Origin of the sequence: Subdoligranulum variabile (assembly GCF_025152575.1) — a bacterium.
In the GTDB taxonomy this organism is placed as follows: Bacteria; Bacillota; Clostridia; order Oscillospirales; family Ruminococcaceae; genus Gemmiger; species Gemmiger variabilis.
Genome location: NZ_CP102293.1, coordinates 1,860,447 through 1,874,065 on the forward strand (window position 1 = coordinate 1,860,447; position 13,619 = coordinate 1,874,065).

The 13,619-nt window shown below is 59.3% G+C and carries 15 protein-coding genes and 1 pseudogene; 8 read left to right on the plus strand and 8 right to left on the minus strand.

Translation table 11 applies throughout. The annotated features are described in order from the left end of the window. Positions 1–63: 63 nt before the first annotated feature. From NQ490_RS08850 to NQ490_RS08880, 7 genes are all read right to left on the minus strand, one after another. Positions 64–519 (minus strand): hypothetical protein, encoded by a 456-nt coding sequence (locus NQ490_RS08850; RefSeq protein ID WP_147644612.1) that lies wholly within the window; start codon positions 517–519, stop codon positions 64–66. A gap of 67 nt (positions 520–586) precedes the next feature. Then, entirely contained in the window at positions 587–1,168 is a 582-nt protein-coding gene (locus NQ490_RS08855) for a hypothetical protein (RefSeq protein ID WP_007048202.1), read from the minus strand. A 74-nt stretch (positions 1,169–1,242) separates the two neighbouring features. Beyond that, positions 1,243–2,403 carry a hypothetical protein gene (locus NQ490_RS08860; RefSeq protein ID WP_147644611.1) on the minus strand — a complete coding sequence of 387 codons (1,161 nt, stop codon included), beginning with the start codon at positions 2,401–2,403 and terminating at the stop codon, positions 1,243–1,245. Between the two features lie 173 nt (positions 2,404–2,576). Further along, positions 2,577–3,101 (minus strand): hypothetical protein, encoded by a 525-nt coding sequence (locus NQ490_RS08865; protein WP_007048200.1) that lies wholly within the window; start codon positions 3,099–3,101, stop codon positions 2,577–2,579. A gap of 203 nt (positions 3,102–3,304) precedes the next feature. Continuing rightward, the gene (locus NQ490_RS08870; protein ID WP_007048198.1) at positions 3,305–3,793 is read right to left on the minus strand and encodes a hypothetical protein; all 489 of its coding nucleotides are present in this window, start codon (positions 3,791–3,793) and stop codon (positions 3,305–3,307) included. Positions 3,794–3,939: 146 nt separating this feature from the next. Beyond that, positions 3,940–4,404: a hypothetical protein gene (locus NQ490_RS08875; RefSeq protein ID WP_007048197.1), complete on the minus strand. Its 465-nt coding sequence runs from the start codon at positions 4,402–4,404 to the stop codon at positions 3,940–3,942. A gap of 128 nt (positions 4,405–4,532) precedes the next feature. After that, positions 4,533–4,913, minus strand: a complete 381-nt coding sequence (locus tag NQ490_RS08880; protein ID WP_007048196.1) for a hypothetical protein — start codon at positions 4,911–4,913, stop codon at positions 4,533–4,535. 231 nt (positions 4,914–5,144) lie between these two features. Between NQ490_RS08880 and NQ490_RS08885 the strand changes: the two genes are divergently transcribed. From NQ490_RS08885 to NQ490_RS08915, 7 genes and pseudogenes are all read left to right on the plus strand, one after another. Further along, positions 5,145–5,639: a hypothetical protein gene (locus NQ490_RS08885; RefSeq protein WP_007048195.1), complete on the plus strand. Its 495-nt coding sequence runs from the start codon at positions 5,145–5,147 to the stop codon at positions 5,637–5,639. An 85-nt stretch (positions 5,640–5,724) separates the two neighbouring features. Further along, positions 5,725–6,387: a hypothetical protein gene (locus NQ490_RS08890; protein WP_007048194.1), complete on the plus strand. Its 663-nt coding sequence runs from the start codon at positions 5,725–5,727 to the stop codon at positions 6,385–6,387. A gap of 217 nt (positions 6,388–6,604) precedes the next feature. Continuing rightward, positions 6,605–7,123: pseudogene (locus tag NQ490_RS08895) on the plus strand (O-acetyl-ADP-ribose deacetylase); the annotation flags it as partial. A gap of 84 nt (positions 7,124–7,207) precedes the next feature. Next, the gene (locus NQ490_RS08900; protein WP_007048192.1) at positions 7,208–8,026 is read left to right on the plus strand and encodes a DNA-3-methyladenine glycosylase family protein; all 819 of its coding nucleotides are present in this window, start codon (positions 7,208–7,210) and stop codon (positions 8,024–8,026) included. A gap of 181 nt (positions 8,027–8,207) precedes the next feature. Next, a complete protein-coding gene (locus NQ490_RS08905; protein ID WP_040918468.1) occupies positions 8,208–8,528 on the plus strand; it encodes a metal-sensing transcriptional repressor in 321 nt (106 codons plus the stop codon). Between the two features lie 42 nt (positions 8,529–8,570). Then, entirely contained in the window at positions 8,571–11,123 is a 2,553-nt protein-coding gene (locus tag NQ490_RS08910; protein ID WP_040918466.1) for a heavy metal translocating P-type ATPase, read from the plus strand. An 81-nt stretch (positions 11,124–11,204) separates the two neighbouring features. Continuing rightward, entirely contained in the window at positions 11,205–11,423 is a 219-nt protein-coding gene (locus tag NQ490_RS08915; protein WP_040918463.1) for a heavy-metal-associated domain-containing protein, read from the plus strand. A gap of 58 nt (positions 11,424–11,481) precedes the next feature. Here NQ490_RS08915 and NQ490_RS08920 read toward each other — a convergent pair whose 3' ends face one another. Next, positions 11,482–12,354: a phosphatase PAP2 family protein gene (locus tag NQ490_RS08920; protein WP_007048187.1), complete on the minus strand. Its 873-nt coding sequence runs from the start codon at positions 12,352–12,354 to the stop codon at positions 11,482–11,484. A gap of 248 nt (positions 12,355–12,602) precedes the next feature. Between NQ490_RS08920 and NQ490_RS08925 the strand changes: the two genes are divergently transcribed. Continuing rightward, positions 12,603–13,520, plus strand: coding sequence for a LysR family transcriptional regulator (locus NQ490_RS08925; RefSeq protein WP_007048185.1), 918 nt, complete (start codon positions 12,603–12,605; stop codon positions 13,518–13,520). Positions 13,521–13,619: the final 99 nt, after the last annotated feature.

Sequence of the window (13,619 nt, forward strand, 5' to 3'; positions counted from 1 at the left end):
GCCCGGATATCGTTCGGGCCAGCCTTATGTGCCTCGGTACCCGCCTCAGAAGAAAGCAAATCCCTATTCCTGTTTATCTATGATATACACAAAATCCAGACCATTTTTCTTTTCTGCAACAAAGGTATCATCCGGAAAGATTTGCTCCACAGATAAAGCAAAGTCATTTGCAAATTTATCCAATTTGACAACTTTCACCAATTGGCCGCCCTCAAAAAACAACAGCCGTATCTGTGTATCCATGTCACCGGAGGGAATCGTAAAATCCAGCCCGTATTTTTCCTTCAGTTCATAGCCGTCGCTGTACGGCTCGTGCAAGAGATAAAGCGAATCCCATGAAAACGGAAACATATCTTTCATCTGGAAAGGCATGCCGCTTTCTGCCGCCTGCCAGACTTTGAAGCGCCAGATGACAGCATCGAAAAGGCCGGTTTGCACCAATAGGAAGACCCCTTCCAGTAAGATGAGAATCACGAAGATGCCAAGAAATTTCCCCTGATGCTTCTTTATACGATTCAACAATATATCTCACCATCCTTCGTGTCGATTTGCGCCCCGCCGCCTGTGGGTACAGGAAACAGACCGTTTAAGACGTATAGGCCACCTGCACCCCATACCCGTCATTGACCGGGCCGACACAGGCATAAGCCAGCACGGCGGTCTCTGACCCGGCGGGCAGGAGAGAAATGGTCTGGAACACAGTCCCGTTTGTATCCGTGATCTGAATTTTTCTGCCGGCCGGTTCAAAAAATGTTCCATAAGCGTAACAGTCGGGGGTCCCGTTTACAGAAAGGATGGTCACTGCCATTCCGTCGTCGGCCTGGATGTTCTCGCTGTTCCATTCCGACGCGGCAAGGAGTCTGTACCGGTTGTTTTCTTTCCCCAAAAGATGGATTTGGTGTTCTGTGCGGCTCTGCTCGGTGATCAGGCAGCAGGAATCCTGTCCCTCAATGGCGGCAATCATTGTACCGTCTGCGGGAAACAGCGCCGCCTCCGCTGGCGTTTCAAACCAAAGGGAGGTTCTCACTTTCAGCGATACCGCTCCGACCGCAATGACAGCCAAGATCAATACTACAACGCCAAGAGCTTTCCTTTTGGCCCACTTGTAAACAATAACAGCGCCGATGATCAGCGTGAGCCAACCCAGGGAATTTATACTATTGTTCATAGAGTCTCCTTCTTCCTGTCAGAATGCGCGGGCGGCGATGCTGCCCGAAGGCCGGGGCTGCGTATGAGGGATGGTCATTGAAAGAAGACCCGCTTGCTCCCTGTCGAAAACTGATAGAAAGTCTCTCCGTTTTGTTGGAAGGCACCATTTGGCAAGTATCGCTGGGGTGCCCAGTAGGTATGAAGTTCCAATTCCGGCGGGTTGGTGCCATCGTCCAGGATGGTTGCCGTGCCAAGAATACTGGCCCCGGAATCCCAGGTGTAGGGACTTAAAAACAAAAGCTGCAGACCGGCATCCTCATTCCATACAAGGTCATCGTAATCGGTAAACTTGGAATTACCGATTCTGGGCAGCGTGTAGTAGCGAACATTCACCAGCTTCCTATTTTCTCGGTCCAGATTCATGGTCAGGAGCCGGCATCTTTGTCTGTGATCATGGTGGAGTAGCGCGTATCCGCGGTCACCGACCACGCAGGTCCCCGTCACGTGATAGTCTTTGTCACAGGGATAGCTGTCCAGCAGGTTGCCTTCCTCGTCGACCCAGGCGAGCTGTTTCTTGACATCCAGCGACGATTCCTGAAAATTCCCGCCATAGTCACGCCAGAACCCCAGGTACTGTCCGCCGCCCAGCGGCGTGGAAAAAGTCAGGCGTACTTCCACCGGCTGGATGGCTGTCCGCTGCCGGGTAGTGCTGTCATAATGGTTTATGTAAGCGGAATCCCGCCCTTGCCAGCCGAGCAGGACCTCACCGTCGGCGGATTCCAGGAAGGAGGGGATCCCGGCGGCCTCCATTTTGTCCAGGGTGGTCATGGTCCCGTCGGAACAGTCCAGCCAGAACAGGGTGCACCAATCCAGGATATCCGCGTTCCGGTAGACTACCTTTTCCCGTTCATTCACCAGCAGAAAGTATCCGTCTTCCTGCTCCAGGTAGTCGCAGACCATCGAATCTCCCAGAAAAAAGCTCTGCATCTCCTCGAAGTCCGGCTGCAAACTATCCAGCGGCACCACGATAAAGGAAGACCCATAGGGAGTCTCCGGCAGGGTGACTGCCCCCACCAACCGGTGGCTCGGGGTGACATAGAGCGTGCCTCCACCGGGTCCTTCGTATGCGCCGGCTTGGGTGAGCGGTGTTCCTGTGGTGACCTTCAGCGTTCTGGGCTGAAGCAGCAGGATGCCCGTGATGACCGCGCAGGCCAGCAGCGCAATGATTATCACAGCGGTTCGTATGTGCCTCACGGGGGATCACTTCCTCTCTGCGTGTAGTTCCCGCAACAGACAATGGGTGGAAAGAGCGTCGGATGCCTTTGTCAGGAGCATATCTGCCATCTCATGAGAAAAAATCTGTTTTATGTGCTGCCATGGTGCCGGGTATTTGCACCGCGGCAGGATGTCCTGCGGGGACAACCTTCTCAATCTGCATCACCGTATACTACCAGCTGTATGGTGGATTCTGCTGACAGAAACAGCCGCCAGCATTCCCCGTCGTCCGTCGCCGTCACAAAGATTTCAATGCGGTCGCCATTGGAAAGATCGATTCTGGCGTCCCCGAAACGGTTCATTCTGGCGGCAACGACGGTCACATGTTCCAGTCCCGCAAACCATTTCTGCGCCTTTTCATCAAACAGATTGCCGCCCGGGACATCCCAGTCAAAATGATTGTAGTCGAAATCTGCCGCGGCGAGACTGCCGGTGGATGGCGCATAAAAGTCCAGGCTTCCCAAAAGCATTTTCCCTTTTTCCAGGTTTATGATCCGCCAGGGACATTGCACATGCAGGGAATAAGTCCCCACGTGTTTTTCGCCGCTGATTCTGTCGGGCACCACTACATCTTCCCCGAAATGAAGATCCAGCATATTCGACGCCCGGCCGATGTAATACACCGGCTGCCCGATCAGACGGCTGATTCGGCAAATTCCTGTCTTTTGTTCACACATGCTTTTCCTCCGTCACAGGGCGCGGGCTCTTCACAAAATGCCAGCTGCGCCTTCTGTCTGGCGTGGGTGTAGGGAGCTCCCGGAGTTTGCAAAAGCGACGCTGAGCAAACGGTACAATGCTTTCTGAAGTTCATATACATCACGCTCCGCAACCATTTGCCACAGGGAGAAGACCCGGTACGCAGCGCCGGCGTCCGTCCCGATCACAGAATGAAATACCCGATGGCGCCATCGGTGTACTGGTTTATGTCGCCGCCCACCCACCGGCTTTCGCTCTCCCGGAGTTTGTGAAAGCGGATTTCTGTGTGATCCTCATCGCAGGCGAGAATCATGCAAAACCGGGCCTCCGGCTGCATGCACTTGAGTTGGAGTGCCCACGTTTTCAGGGCCAATAACGCGATTTCAAATCCCTGCTTCTGGGACAGCGCTTCCTCAAAAAAACAGTCGATCCGCGTTTCGGTGTTGCAGGCTTCATAATCGGTCTTGTCGAAACATATCTCCATGGCTCGATCGAAGGCGGCATCCAGTTCTTCAGCCGGCATTTCCGACAGGATGACACAATCCCGCACCGCTTTGAACGGGGGAAACAACAGCTTCCGCAGCGCGGATACCTTTACGGACGGGATATTCAGCTGCCCGTCACCGCACTGGCGGAGCAGCTTTTTCATGCTTTCGTTTGCGATCCAGTTCATGGCATTTACCTGTGATGGTTGGATTTTCCATTGAAAAAGGGACCTATGGCAGACTTCAGGAATCGCTGGCCGCCGCATCCGGGACGCTTTGATCGGATACGCCGAAGGGATCGGGCCAAAAATCCCACAGGTTGAACCCGTCTTCCTCACCCCTCGGGCGTCCGCTTCCAGCCCGTCTGTTCCATCTTCCAAAACATCTTTTTGGCTACGACCCAGGTGCCTGCGCCCTTTCCCGGGTCAGAAAGGTCGATGCTGCCAAAGGACGCATCGATCCGGGAAGTATGAAAATCTGCCCAATAGAAAAGTCCGTCCCGGCGCAGGAGGGTACAGTCGTAGATGATGGAATCATAGCGCGGCGGCCGGGGAAACAGCCGGAACAGGACGATCTCCTCAAAGCGCAGGTCGATGGTGTTGCGTCCGCCGCCCAGAATTTGCTGCTGCAGGGTAATAACCAGCTGGCTGTGGGTGTTGATGGGCTGCATCGCGCCGTTCTCCTCCACATAGGTGCTGGGGGTGTACACCGCCTGGACGATACAACTGTCGTGCAAGTCCTGCACAGCTTCCAGAAATTGTTCCCGGTCTTCTGCGGTTATGATCTCTTTCCAGTTCACAGAACCACATCCTTTCCAAAGGGCTGCATCGGGTTTGCAGTCTGCAGCCAATCCATAAAAGGGCACAGCTCCGCGGTGAGCACGATGGTTTCCGGCTGGCCGGACTTCAGGGAGCCGCGTCGACGCTTTTATGGGGTTGAAGATTGCCAACCCGGATGGGCGTCACACCATGCAGCTGCTTCTTTCTCGGCGGCTGCCAGCTGTTTTGCGTATTCCTCCTCATCCACAGTTTCCAGCAGGACAAGGGTCCTAGAAAAATCAAAGCCGTACCGCCGGCCGAAATCCTGCAAGAAGGAAATGACCCGGTTTATAAAAGCATCGCGGCCCAGGTCATCGTCACGATGGGTATCTTCCCATTCCGCCAGGTCGGCCTTGTCAGCGGGAAGTCCGTCCGCGAAGATGCCGGGGTTCAGGGCACCAAGCAGGGCACCCAGGTCGTCCTCCTGGCAGTGTGTGTAACAATATTCCAGCAGAAGAAACAGCAGCCAGAACTCTTTCGGGTAACGCATAGGCCCCTCCTGATCGCCCGGTGGATCGTTACTTCTATTGTACACGGGGGCCGGCCATCCTTTCAAGAAAAAAGCCGTCCGTTTGTCATTTTTTACAACTGCACAACTGCCAAAAAAGTCATAGCGTTTTTGGGTAATCTGCTGCTTGCCTCGTCTGCTTTGGAAACAGTACACTATAGATGGATCCGATAGCAACCCCTGACGGGACGGAAAGGGTAGGTGGACGGTGAGATGCGAAAGGCAAGGCTGGCCGCGACGGTAGTGCTCCTGGTGGCTTTGCTGGCCCTTTGGGGTGCGTGGACAGCACGGCGGCGGGCTGCCGCCGCCGACGCCAATGCCCGGCAGGTGCAGGAGCTGATGGAGGCGGCAAAAAGTCTGGACTTGCCCCCAGACATGGAACCGGAAACTGTGGAAATTTGCCACCTGCCGGTGACGGACCGGACGTGGGAAACCTATGTGTTTGTCACAGTCCGGTCGAATGCCTCTTATGAAGAACTGAAAGCACAGCTGGAAACACCGCCCCGTTATCCTTCGGAAGGGGCCACACCCTTGAAAGTGCTTGCCTGGGAAACCTATCGCCAGGCAGACTGGTTTTCCCAAAATGCCACGGCGGAATCTGCCGAAAGTGCAAACCGCTGGGTGCTGAGCTGGTACGTCCTCACGGCGGACAGCACCGATCCGCAGCTGCGGGAAGGGGTGGCCGCCAGCGGCGCGGTCCCAGGCTGAGAAGAGCTTGCGCAAGTGCTGCCACCTGGTGGACAAGGGGCCCTGCCCGGCAGCGCTGCGATGGGGAGAACGGAGGAAAGGCAAAATGCGAAGAAAAGTCACGGCGGTATTCCTTGTGTGGGCGGTTCTGGCGGTGCTGCTCTGCACCGGTGCCGTGGCGGAGGAACCCTCCCTCAACGAACAATTCCAGTGCGGCATCTGGGAGGAAGATGCGTTTGATCTGCAGCATTTTCCGGCGCGGCCTGCCTGCTTTTCCATCAATGAGGAAGGCACCATGATGGTGGGCTTTCAGGAGGCCGGGCACACCAAGCTGGTCCTGTTCACGCCGGAGGGGGTACAGACCGTCTACGCGCTGGTCGTTAACAGTGACCTGGAGATTGTACTACACACCGACAGTGTTACTTATTACACCACAAAGGATGGCACAGCATATGAATTGAAGCTGTCCGATGCATCCCTGCAGCAAGGCACACAGACGGACGGCCGGGAAATAGTGGACGCCCTGCGGAAAGCGGACACGGTTTCCGCAGGAGACTATACGCTGGCGCAGAGTTGGGAGCAGGGCGTTTACTGCCTGCGCCGCAACGGGCAGCTGGTGCTGCGGTGTACCTGGTGGGGCACCTGGGGCAAGGAACTTGTGGTGGCCGGGTATGCCGTGGTGCTCGCGGTGGTGGTCATCACAGGCCTGCTGCGCCGGGCGCAACAGTACCAGAAGAAACGGATACAGGGAGGGGATACCACCCCATGAAGGACTGGCGCCCGGAACCGTGAAGGCGGCCTGGATCGTCACCCAAAACCAGAGAAGCGTTGCTGTTTATACAAAATGATAAAAATGCATAATTTATACTGACCGTATAATTACGCGGGGCCGCACTGTTTTCACCGGGCGAGCCTTCTGTCTTGTCCCGATTGCCCCGGGGCGTCCGCTTATGGTATGATGATACCACAGGAGAGGAGGTACTGTTATGCCCTTGCAGATTGTACAAAACGACATCACCACCATGAAGGTGGACGCCATTGTCAACGCCGCCAACGAGAGCCTGTTGGGCGGCGGGGGCGTGGACGGCGCCATCCACCGGGCGGCAGGCCCCGGACTGCTGCAGGAGTGCCGCACCCTGGGCGGCTGCCAGACCGGGCAGGCCAAGATCACAAAAGGCTACCGCCTGCCGGCCAGGTTTGTGATCCACACGGTGGGCCCCGTCTGGAGAGGCGGCGGCCACGGGGAGCGGGCGCTGCTGGTCTCGGCTTATCGTTCCTCGCTGGAACTGGCCCTGGCGTATCACTGTGAGACCGTTGCCTTCCCGCTGATTTCCTCGGGGGTGTACGGCTACCCCAAAGAGCAGGCCCTGCAGGTGGCGGTGGAGACCATCGGGGATTTCCTGCGGGACCACGAGATGACGGTGTATCTGGTGCTCTTTGACCAGGCTTCCTGCGCCATCGGCAGCAGGCTTTTCGCCGACCGCTATACCCCGGAACAGACGGACGGCGGGGAGTAACGCCGCCGAGCAGGATTTCCAAGGGGGAAAGGAAGCGGCATCGCCCCACAGAAAAACAAGGGAGTTTCGACCATGCATATCTCCATTACCGACGACTTTGACCTTGCCAAAATCGCCCGCAGCGGACAGTGTTTCCGGGTAAAAGAATTTGAGGATGGATCCTTCCGCTTCGTCACGGGGCGGGAGGTGCTGTACCTCCGGCAGTCTGCCGGGGGCTTTGCAGTGAGCTGCCCCGAGGAAACCTGGCAGCGGGTATGGGGGCCCTATTTTGATTTGGGGCGAACGTATTCCGCTGTACAAAAAATCATCCCGGAGTCGGACACCTATATGCAGCTGGCGGCACAGGAAGGCCGCGGCATCCGGATTCTGCGGCAGGACCCCTGGGAAATGCTGGTGACATTTATCATTTCTCAGCGGAAAAGCATCCCGGCCATCCAGCAGGCGGTGGAGCTGCTGGCTGAACGGTTCGGCGAGGCGGTCACCACTCCCTACGAAACACTGTACACCTTCCCCACGGCGGAACAGCTGGCGGGGGCGCAGGCGGGGGAGCTGGCCGCCTGCAAGCTGGGATACCGGGTGCCCTACATTCAGGACGCCGTTGCCAAGGTCCTGTCGGGGCAGATGGATCTGGCCGCTCTGGCCACCCTGCCCGACGCGGAACTGTTTGAGAAACTCAAAACCATCCGCGGAGTGGGGGACAAGGTGGCCAACTGTATCTGCCTGTTTGCCTATGGCAGAATGGGGGCGGCGCCCATCGATACCTGGATCCATAAGATCATTGCCCGGGAATATGGCGGGCACAACCCCTTCCCGGCCTACGGCGAGCACGCCGGGATCCTGCAGCAGTTTGCCTTTTACTATGCCATCGCCCACAAAGAACGGTTCACTTAAGCAGACCGGGAAGGCTCTTCGTTGGCCTTCCCGCCGGAATGAACCACACCCGCCCTTTTTGGGGGCGGGAATTTTTTGGAAAAATGCTGCCCAAGGCATTGACAGATACCCACTGGGGGTATATGATGTAGATACCCCAAGGGGGTATACAAAACAAAAACCGATGGAAAGGAAGCACCCCATGGAACAGGAAAAGAATTGCTGCTGCACCCACCGCACCAAGGAGCGCACGCCGGAGGAGTACAAAAGCCTCATCAACCGGCTGAGCCGGATCGAAGGGCAGATCCGAGGCATCCGCAAGATGGTGGAGAGCAACATGTACTGCCCCGACATTCTTGTGCAGAGCGCGGCGGTGACGGCGGCGATGAACGCCTTCAACAAGGAGCTGCTGTCCGATCATATCCGCACCTGTGTGGCCCACGACATCCGGGAGGGGGACAAGGAGACCGCCGACGCCAGCATCGACGAGCTGCTCCGGGTGCTCCAGAAGCTGATGAAGTGAGTGACCCAATGCCAGCTTCATTGTAGGGAGGAAATCGAATTCATGAAACAATTCAACGTTACCGGTATGAGTTGTGCAGCCTGCAGCGCCCATGTGGAGAAGGCCGTCACGGCGGTGCCGGGGGTCACATCCTGCACGGTGAGCCTGCTGACCAACTCCATGACTGTGGAGGGCAGCGCATCGTCCGCCGACGTCATCGCCGCGGTGGACGCCGCGGGCTACGGCGCCTCGGAGAAGGGCGCCCGGCGGGAGGCAGCCCCTGCCGCCGATGAACTGAAGGACACCGAAACGCCCAAAATGGTGCACCGGCTCATTGCCTCCCTTATTTTCTGGCTGCCGCTCATGTACATCATGGGCTGGATGCTCTGGCGATGGCCGCTGCCGCCCTTCTTTGAAAACAACCATCTGGCGCTGATGATGTTCGAGATGCTGGACACCATCGTGGTCATGGTCATCAACCAGAAATTCTTTGTCAGCGGCTTCAAGGGGCTGGTCCACCGGGCGCCCAACATGGACACGCTGGTGGCCATGGGGGCCACGGCGGCCTTCGGATACAGCACCGTCATGCTGTTCCTCATGGCGGACGCGGTGGTGCGGGGGGACATGGCCCAGGTCATGGTCTATATGGACGAGATGTACTTTGAGTCCGCGGCCACCATCCTGACGCTGATCACCATCGGCAAGACGCTGGAGGCCTACTCCAAGGGCCGCACCACCGACGCGCTGAAGAGCCTGATGAAGCTGGCCCCCAAGACCGCCACCGTGGTGAAAAACGGCGTGGAGACGGAAGTCTCCATCGACGCGGTGCAGCAGGGGGACGTCTTTGTGGTGCGCCCCGGCGAGAACATCCCGGTGGACGGCGTGGTCCTGGAAGGCCACAGTGCCGTGAATGAATCCGCCCTCACCGGTGAGAGCATCCCGGTGGACAAGGCCGAGGGGGACAGCGTCTCGGCGGCCACCATCAACCAGTCGGGCTTCCTGCGCTGCCGGGCCACCCGCGTGGGGGAGGACACCACCCTCTCCCAGATCATCCAGATGGTCAGCGATGCGGCGGCCACCAAGGCTCCCATCGCCAAGATCGCCGACAAAGTCTCCGGCGTCTTCGTGCCCACCGTCATCACCATCGCGGTGGTCACCACCCTGGTCTGGCTGCTGCTGGGCCGGGACATCGGCTACGCCCTGGCCCGGGGCATCTCGGTGCTGGTCATCAGCTGCCCCTGCTCGCTGGGCCTGGCCACGCCGGTGGCCATCATGGTGGGCAACGGCATGGGCGCCAAAAACGGCGTGCTGTTCAAGACGGCGGCCTCGCTGGAACAGGCCGGCGCGGTGGACATCGTGGCGCTGGACAAGACCGGCACCATCACCAGCGGCGAGCCCAGGGTCACCGACATCCTGCCCGCCGACGGCACCACCGAGGAGGAGCTGCTCCGCCTGGCGCTGGCCCTGGAACAGAAGAGCGAACACCCGCTGGCCCGCGCCATCCTGGAGGAGGGTGCCCGGCGGCAGATGCAGGCCGAGGCGGTCACCGATTTTGAGGCCCTGCCCGGCAACGGCGTGACCGCCAAACAGGAGGGCGTTTCGCTCTGCACCGGCAACCTGAAATTTATGGAAACCCATGCCGCGGTCTCTGGGGAGATCCGCGCCAAAGCGGAGGAACTGGCGGCCCAGGGCAAGACGCCCCTCTTCTTCAGCCAGGACGGCCGGCTGGCCGGCATCCTCGCGGTGGCGGACGTCATCAAGGCGGACAGCCCCCAGGCCGTGCGGGAACTGCAGAATATGGGCATCCGGGTGGTCATGCTCACCGGCGACAACCAGCGCACCGCCGACGCCATCGGCAAGCAGGCCGGTGTGGATGAGGTCATCGCCGGGGTGCTGCCCGACGGCAAGGAGAGCGTCATCCGGGACCTGATGCGCCAGGGCCGGGTGGCCATGGTGGGGGACGGCATCAACGACGCCCCCGCTCTGACCCGGGCCGACACCGGCATTGCCATCGGCGCCGGCACCGATGTGGCCATCGACGCCGCCGACGTGGTGCTGATGAAGAGCCGCCTCAGCGACGTGCCCGCCGCCATCCGGCTGAGCCGGGCCACCCTGCGGGACATCCACGAGAACCTGTTCTGGGCCTTCTTCTACAACAGCATCGGCATTCCGCTGGCGGCCGGCGTCTTTGTGCCCCTGGGCCTGACGCTGAATCCCATGTTCGGTGCCGCGGCCATGAGCCTTTCCAGCGTCTGCGTGGTGGGCAACGCCCTGCGGCTGAATCTCTTCAACATGCACGACGGGCGCAAGGATAAGAAGATCCGGCATACACCCCGCAAGGAAGCGCCGCAGAACACGGCCCGCACCGTCCCGTGCCCGGTCCCGCCCGCCCCGACGGAGGGCGCCGTGGAAAAGACCATGGAGATCGAGGGCATGATGTGCGAACACTGCGAGCGCACCGTACAGAAGGCGCTGGAGGCAGTGCCCGGCGTGGAGCGGGTCACCGCCGACGCCAAGGCTGGCACGGCGGTCATCCGCATGCGGCCCGACACCCCCGAGGAAACCCTGTCCAGGGCGGTGGAAGAGGCCGGATATCTGCCCCACGGCATGAGGTAACGGCCCATGCCAGACGATACAGGGGGCCGGCAACACCGCCGGTTCCCCACAACCAACAAGAACCAGGAGGATCGTATTCTTATGAAAAAGATGATGAAAGTGGAAGGTATGCACTGCGCCGGCTGCTCCGGCCGCCTCAAGAGACTGCTGGAGGCCCTGCCTGCGGTGGAGAGCGCCGCGGCCGATCACGCGGCGGGCACCGCCGAGGTCACCCTCAAGAGCGACCTTTCGGCCGATGCGCTGAAGGCCACGGTGGAAAAGGCCGGGTTCACCCTCGTCAGCGTGGAATCCGCCGGTTGATCCGGCAGCAAAGCGGCGCTGTTCCCTTGGGAGCAGCGCCGCTTTTTGCATGGTGAGCTTATACCCCTCTGTTCCGCCGGAACAGGGCACCGCAGATGAGGTACACGCTCAGAAAGCCGATGAGAAAGCCCACGGCCGTGTCCGTCAGGTAGTGGGCGCCCAGCAGGATGCGGGAGAGTGCCACCACGGCGGTCCACGCAAAGCCAAAGGCTACCAGCGCCTTCCGGTACGGCAGCAGCCGGGGCTTGAGGCAGGGGACCAGCCCCAGCAGCAGCATGGTAGCGGCGTTGGCAGTATGGGCGGAAGGGAAGGACTTGAATTCGTCCGAGGCCACTCCGGCGGCCAGAAGGGACTCTTTCAGCGCGGTGCCCCGCTGCCACCAGGGGAAGAAGTAGGCTTCGGGATGGCTGGCCACCAGCCGCATGCGGGGACGGCCCCAGCATACCTTGATGAGGTTGACCACCGCCAGCTCGCAGAGGATGACCAGCAGGATGGCAAGGGCCACCCGGAGGATCACGGCGCGGTCGGCTCCCTTGGCGAGACGCCGGGTGAGCAAAATCGTGACGAGGCACAAAACAACCCCGGCCGCGGCCAGCAGAACCGGGGATACCGGCAGATACACAGCGGGCAAAAAGCACACCAGCCCGGTCCCCACCAAAAGCAGCAGGATACCGCCCACACTTTGTGCGATGCCCCGGACTGTATGCTTCCGGTCGCGCCCGCAGACCAACAGGGTGCCCGCCGCCACGCAGCCCAGGGGGGCGGGGATGGCGCCGTAGGCGGCGAAGAACAGAGCAAAAGGATTGGAGGCATCGTACAGCGCGCTGGAAAGGGGATAATCCACAAAAGACCCCAGCGCGATCAATGCCGCCGCCACGACGATAGCCCCGTACAGCGTTTGCCGGGGCAAAAAGGGTGTGTGTCCGCTCATGAAATGGTTTCCTCGTTTCCTTTGCCTTTACAATTCGTCCGGATGGGTTGCGGTGGGGGAAAAATCTTTCTTCCCCCCGCAAGACAGCGTTTGTCGTTTTTATAGAAGTATACCACAAGAAACGAAAAAGGTATAGGGAAACGGCCGTTTGTGGGGGCGGGGCAGTGCCCCCGATTGCATTTGCCCCCGCAACGTGATAGGATAACAATATCTTTTGGCAGCGCCTGCCCGGATCCGGAGGAACCCCCATGACCCTTCTACAACTGAAATATGCGGTGACGGTGGCCGAAGCCGGCACCATCAGCGAGGCGGCCAAGCGGCTGTTCATCGCGCAGCCCAGCCTGACCGCCGCCGTCAGGGAGCTGGAAAACGAGCTGGGCATCACCATCTTCAAGCGCACCAACAAGGGCATCCTGCTCACGGCGGACGGGGAGGAGTTCCTGGGCTATGCCCGCCAGGTCATCGAGCAGACCAATCTGATCGAGGAGCGGTATCTGGGCACCGCCCAGGTCAAACACCAGTTCTGTGTGTCCACCCAGCACTATTCCTTCGCGGTGGAGGCCTTTGTGGAACTGCTGAAACAGTACGGCGGGGAGGAATACGACTTCCGCATCCGGGAAACCCAGACCTACGAGCTCATCGAGGACGTGGCCAGGCTGCGCAGCGAGGTGGGAGTGCTCTATCTGAACCCCTTCAACGAAACGGTGCTGCGCAAGACCCTGCGGGAAAACCACCTGAAATTCCACCGGCTGTTCCTTGCCAGGCCCCATGTGTTCGTGAGCGCCTTCAGCCCGCTGGCCCGCAAGAAGGTGGTGACGCTGGACGACCTGGCGCCCTATCCGCGGCTCTCCTATGAGCAGGGGGAACACAACTCCTTCTACTTCTCGGAGGAAATTCTCAGCACCCGGGAGAGCAAAAAGGATATCCTCGTCTCCGACCGGGCCACCCTCTTCAATCTGCTCATCGGGCTGAACGGCTATACCATCTGCAGCGGTGTGATCAACGAGGACCTGAACGGCAAAAACATCGTGGCCGTCCCCCTGGCGGTGGAGGACTATATGGAAATCGGGTACATCACCCACAGCAAGGTGGGGCCGGGGCCCTTCGGAATGCGCTATATCGAGGCGCTGAAGCGGTATGCCGTCGGACAGGATGAACCGGAATAAAGCAGCGGTTTGCTATAGGCTGTGTCTATGGCAAACCGCTGTTTTTCCGTATTTTACAGATCGTCTTCCCGCCGGTATACTGAAACACAGTTCTTGCAA

Excerpts from the sequence above, each read along its gene's own strand:
- NQ490_RS08870 (WP_007048198.1), bottom strand. The coding sequence starts at position 3,793 with ATGAACTGGATCGCAAACGAAAGCATGAAAAAGCTGCTCCGCCAGTGC.
- NQ490_RS08920 (WP_007048187.1), bottom strand. The coding sequence starts at position 12,354 with ATGAGCGGACACACACCCTTTTTGCCCCGGCAAACGCTGTACGGGGCT.
- NQ490_RS08880 (WP_007048196.1), bottom strand. The coding sequence starts at position 4,913 with ATGCGTTACCCGAAAGAGTTCTGGCTGCTGTTTCTTCTGCTGGAATAT.
- NQ490_RS08900 (WP_007048192.1), top strand. The coding sequence starts at position 7,208 with ATGCATATCTCCATTACCGACGACTTTGACCTTGCCAAAATCGCCCGC.
- NQ490_RS08925 (WP_007048185.1), top strand. The coding sequence starts at position 12,603 with ATGACCCTTCTACAACTGAAATATGCGGTGACGGTGGCCGAAGCCGGC.
- NQ490_RS08905 (WP_040918468.1), top strand. The coding sequence starts at position 8,208 with ATGGAACAGGAAAAGAATTGCTGCTGCACCCACCGCACCAAGGAGCGC.
- NQ490_RS08865 (WP_007048200.1), bottom strand. The coding sequence starts at position 3,101 with ATGTGTGAACAAAAGACAGGAATTTGCCGAATCAGCCGTCTGATCGGG.
- NQ490_RS08915 (WP_040918463.1), top strand. The coding sequence starts at position 11,205 with ATGAAAAAGATGATGAAAGTGGAAGGTATGCACTGCGCCGGCTGCTCC.
- NQ490_RS08890 (WP_007048194.1), top strand. The coding sequence starts at position 5,725 with ATGCGAAGAAAAGTCACGGCGGTATTCCTTGTGTGGGCGGTTCTGGCG.
- NQ490_RS08885 (WP_007048195.1), top strand. The coding sequence starts at position 5,145 with ATGCGAAAGGCAAGGCTGGCCGCGACGGTAGTGCTCCTGGTGGCTTTG.
- NQ490_RS08910 (WP_040918466.1), top strand. The coding sequence starts at position 8,571 with ATGAAACAATTCAACGTTACCGGTATGAGTTGTGCAGCCTGCAGCGCC.
- NQ490_RS08855 (WP_007048202.1), bottom strand. The coding sequence starts at position 1,168 with ATGAACAATAGTATAAATTCCCTGGGTTGGCTCACGCTGATCATCGGC.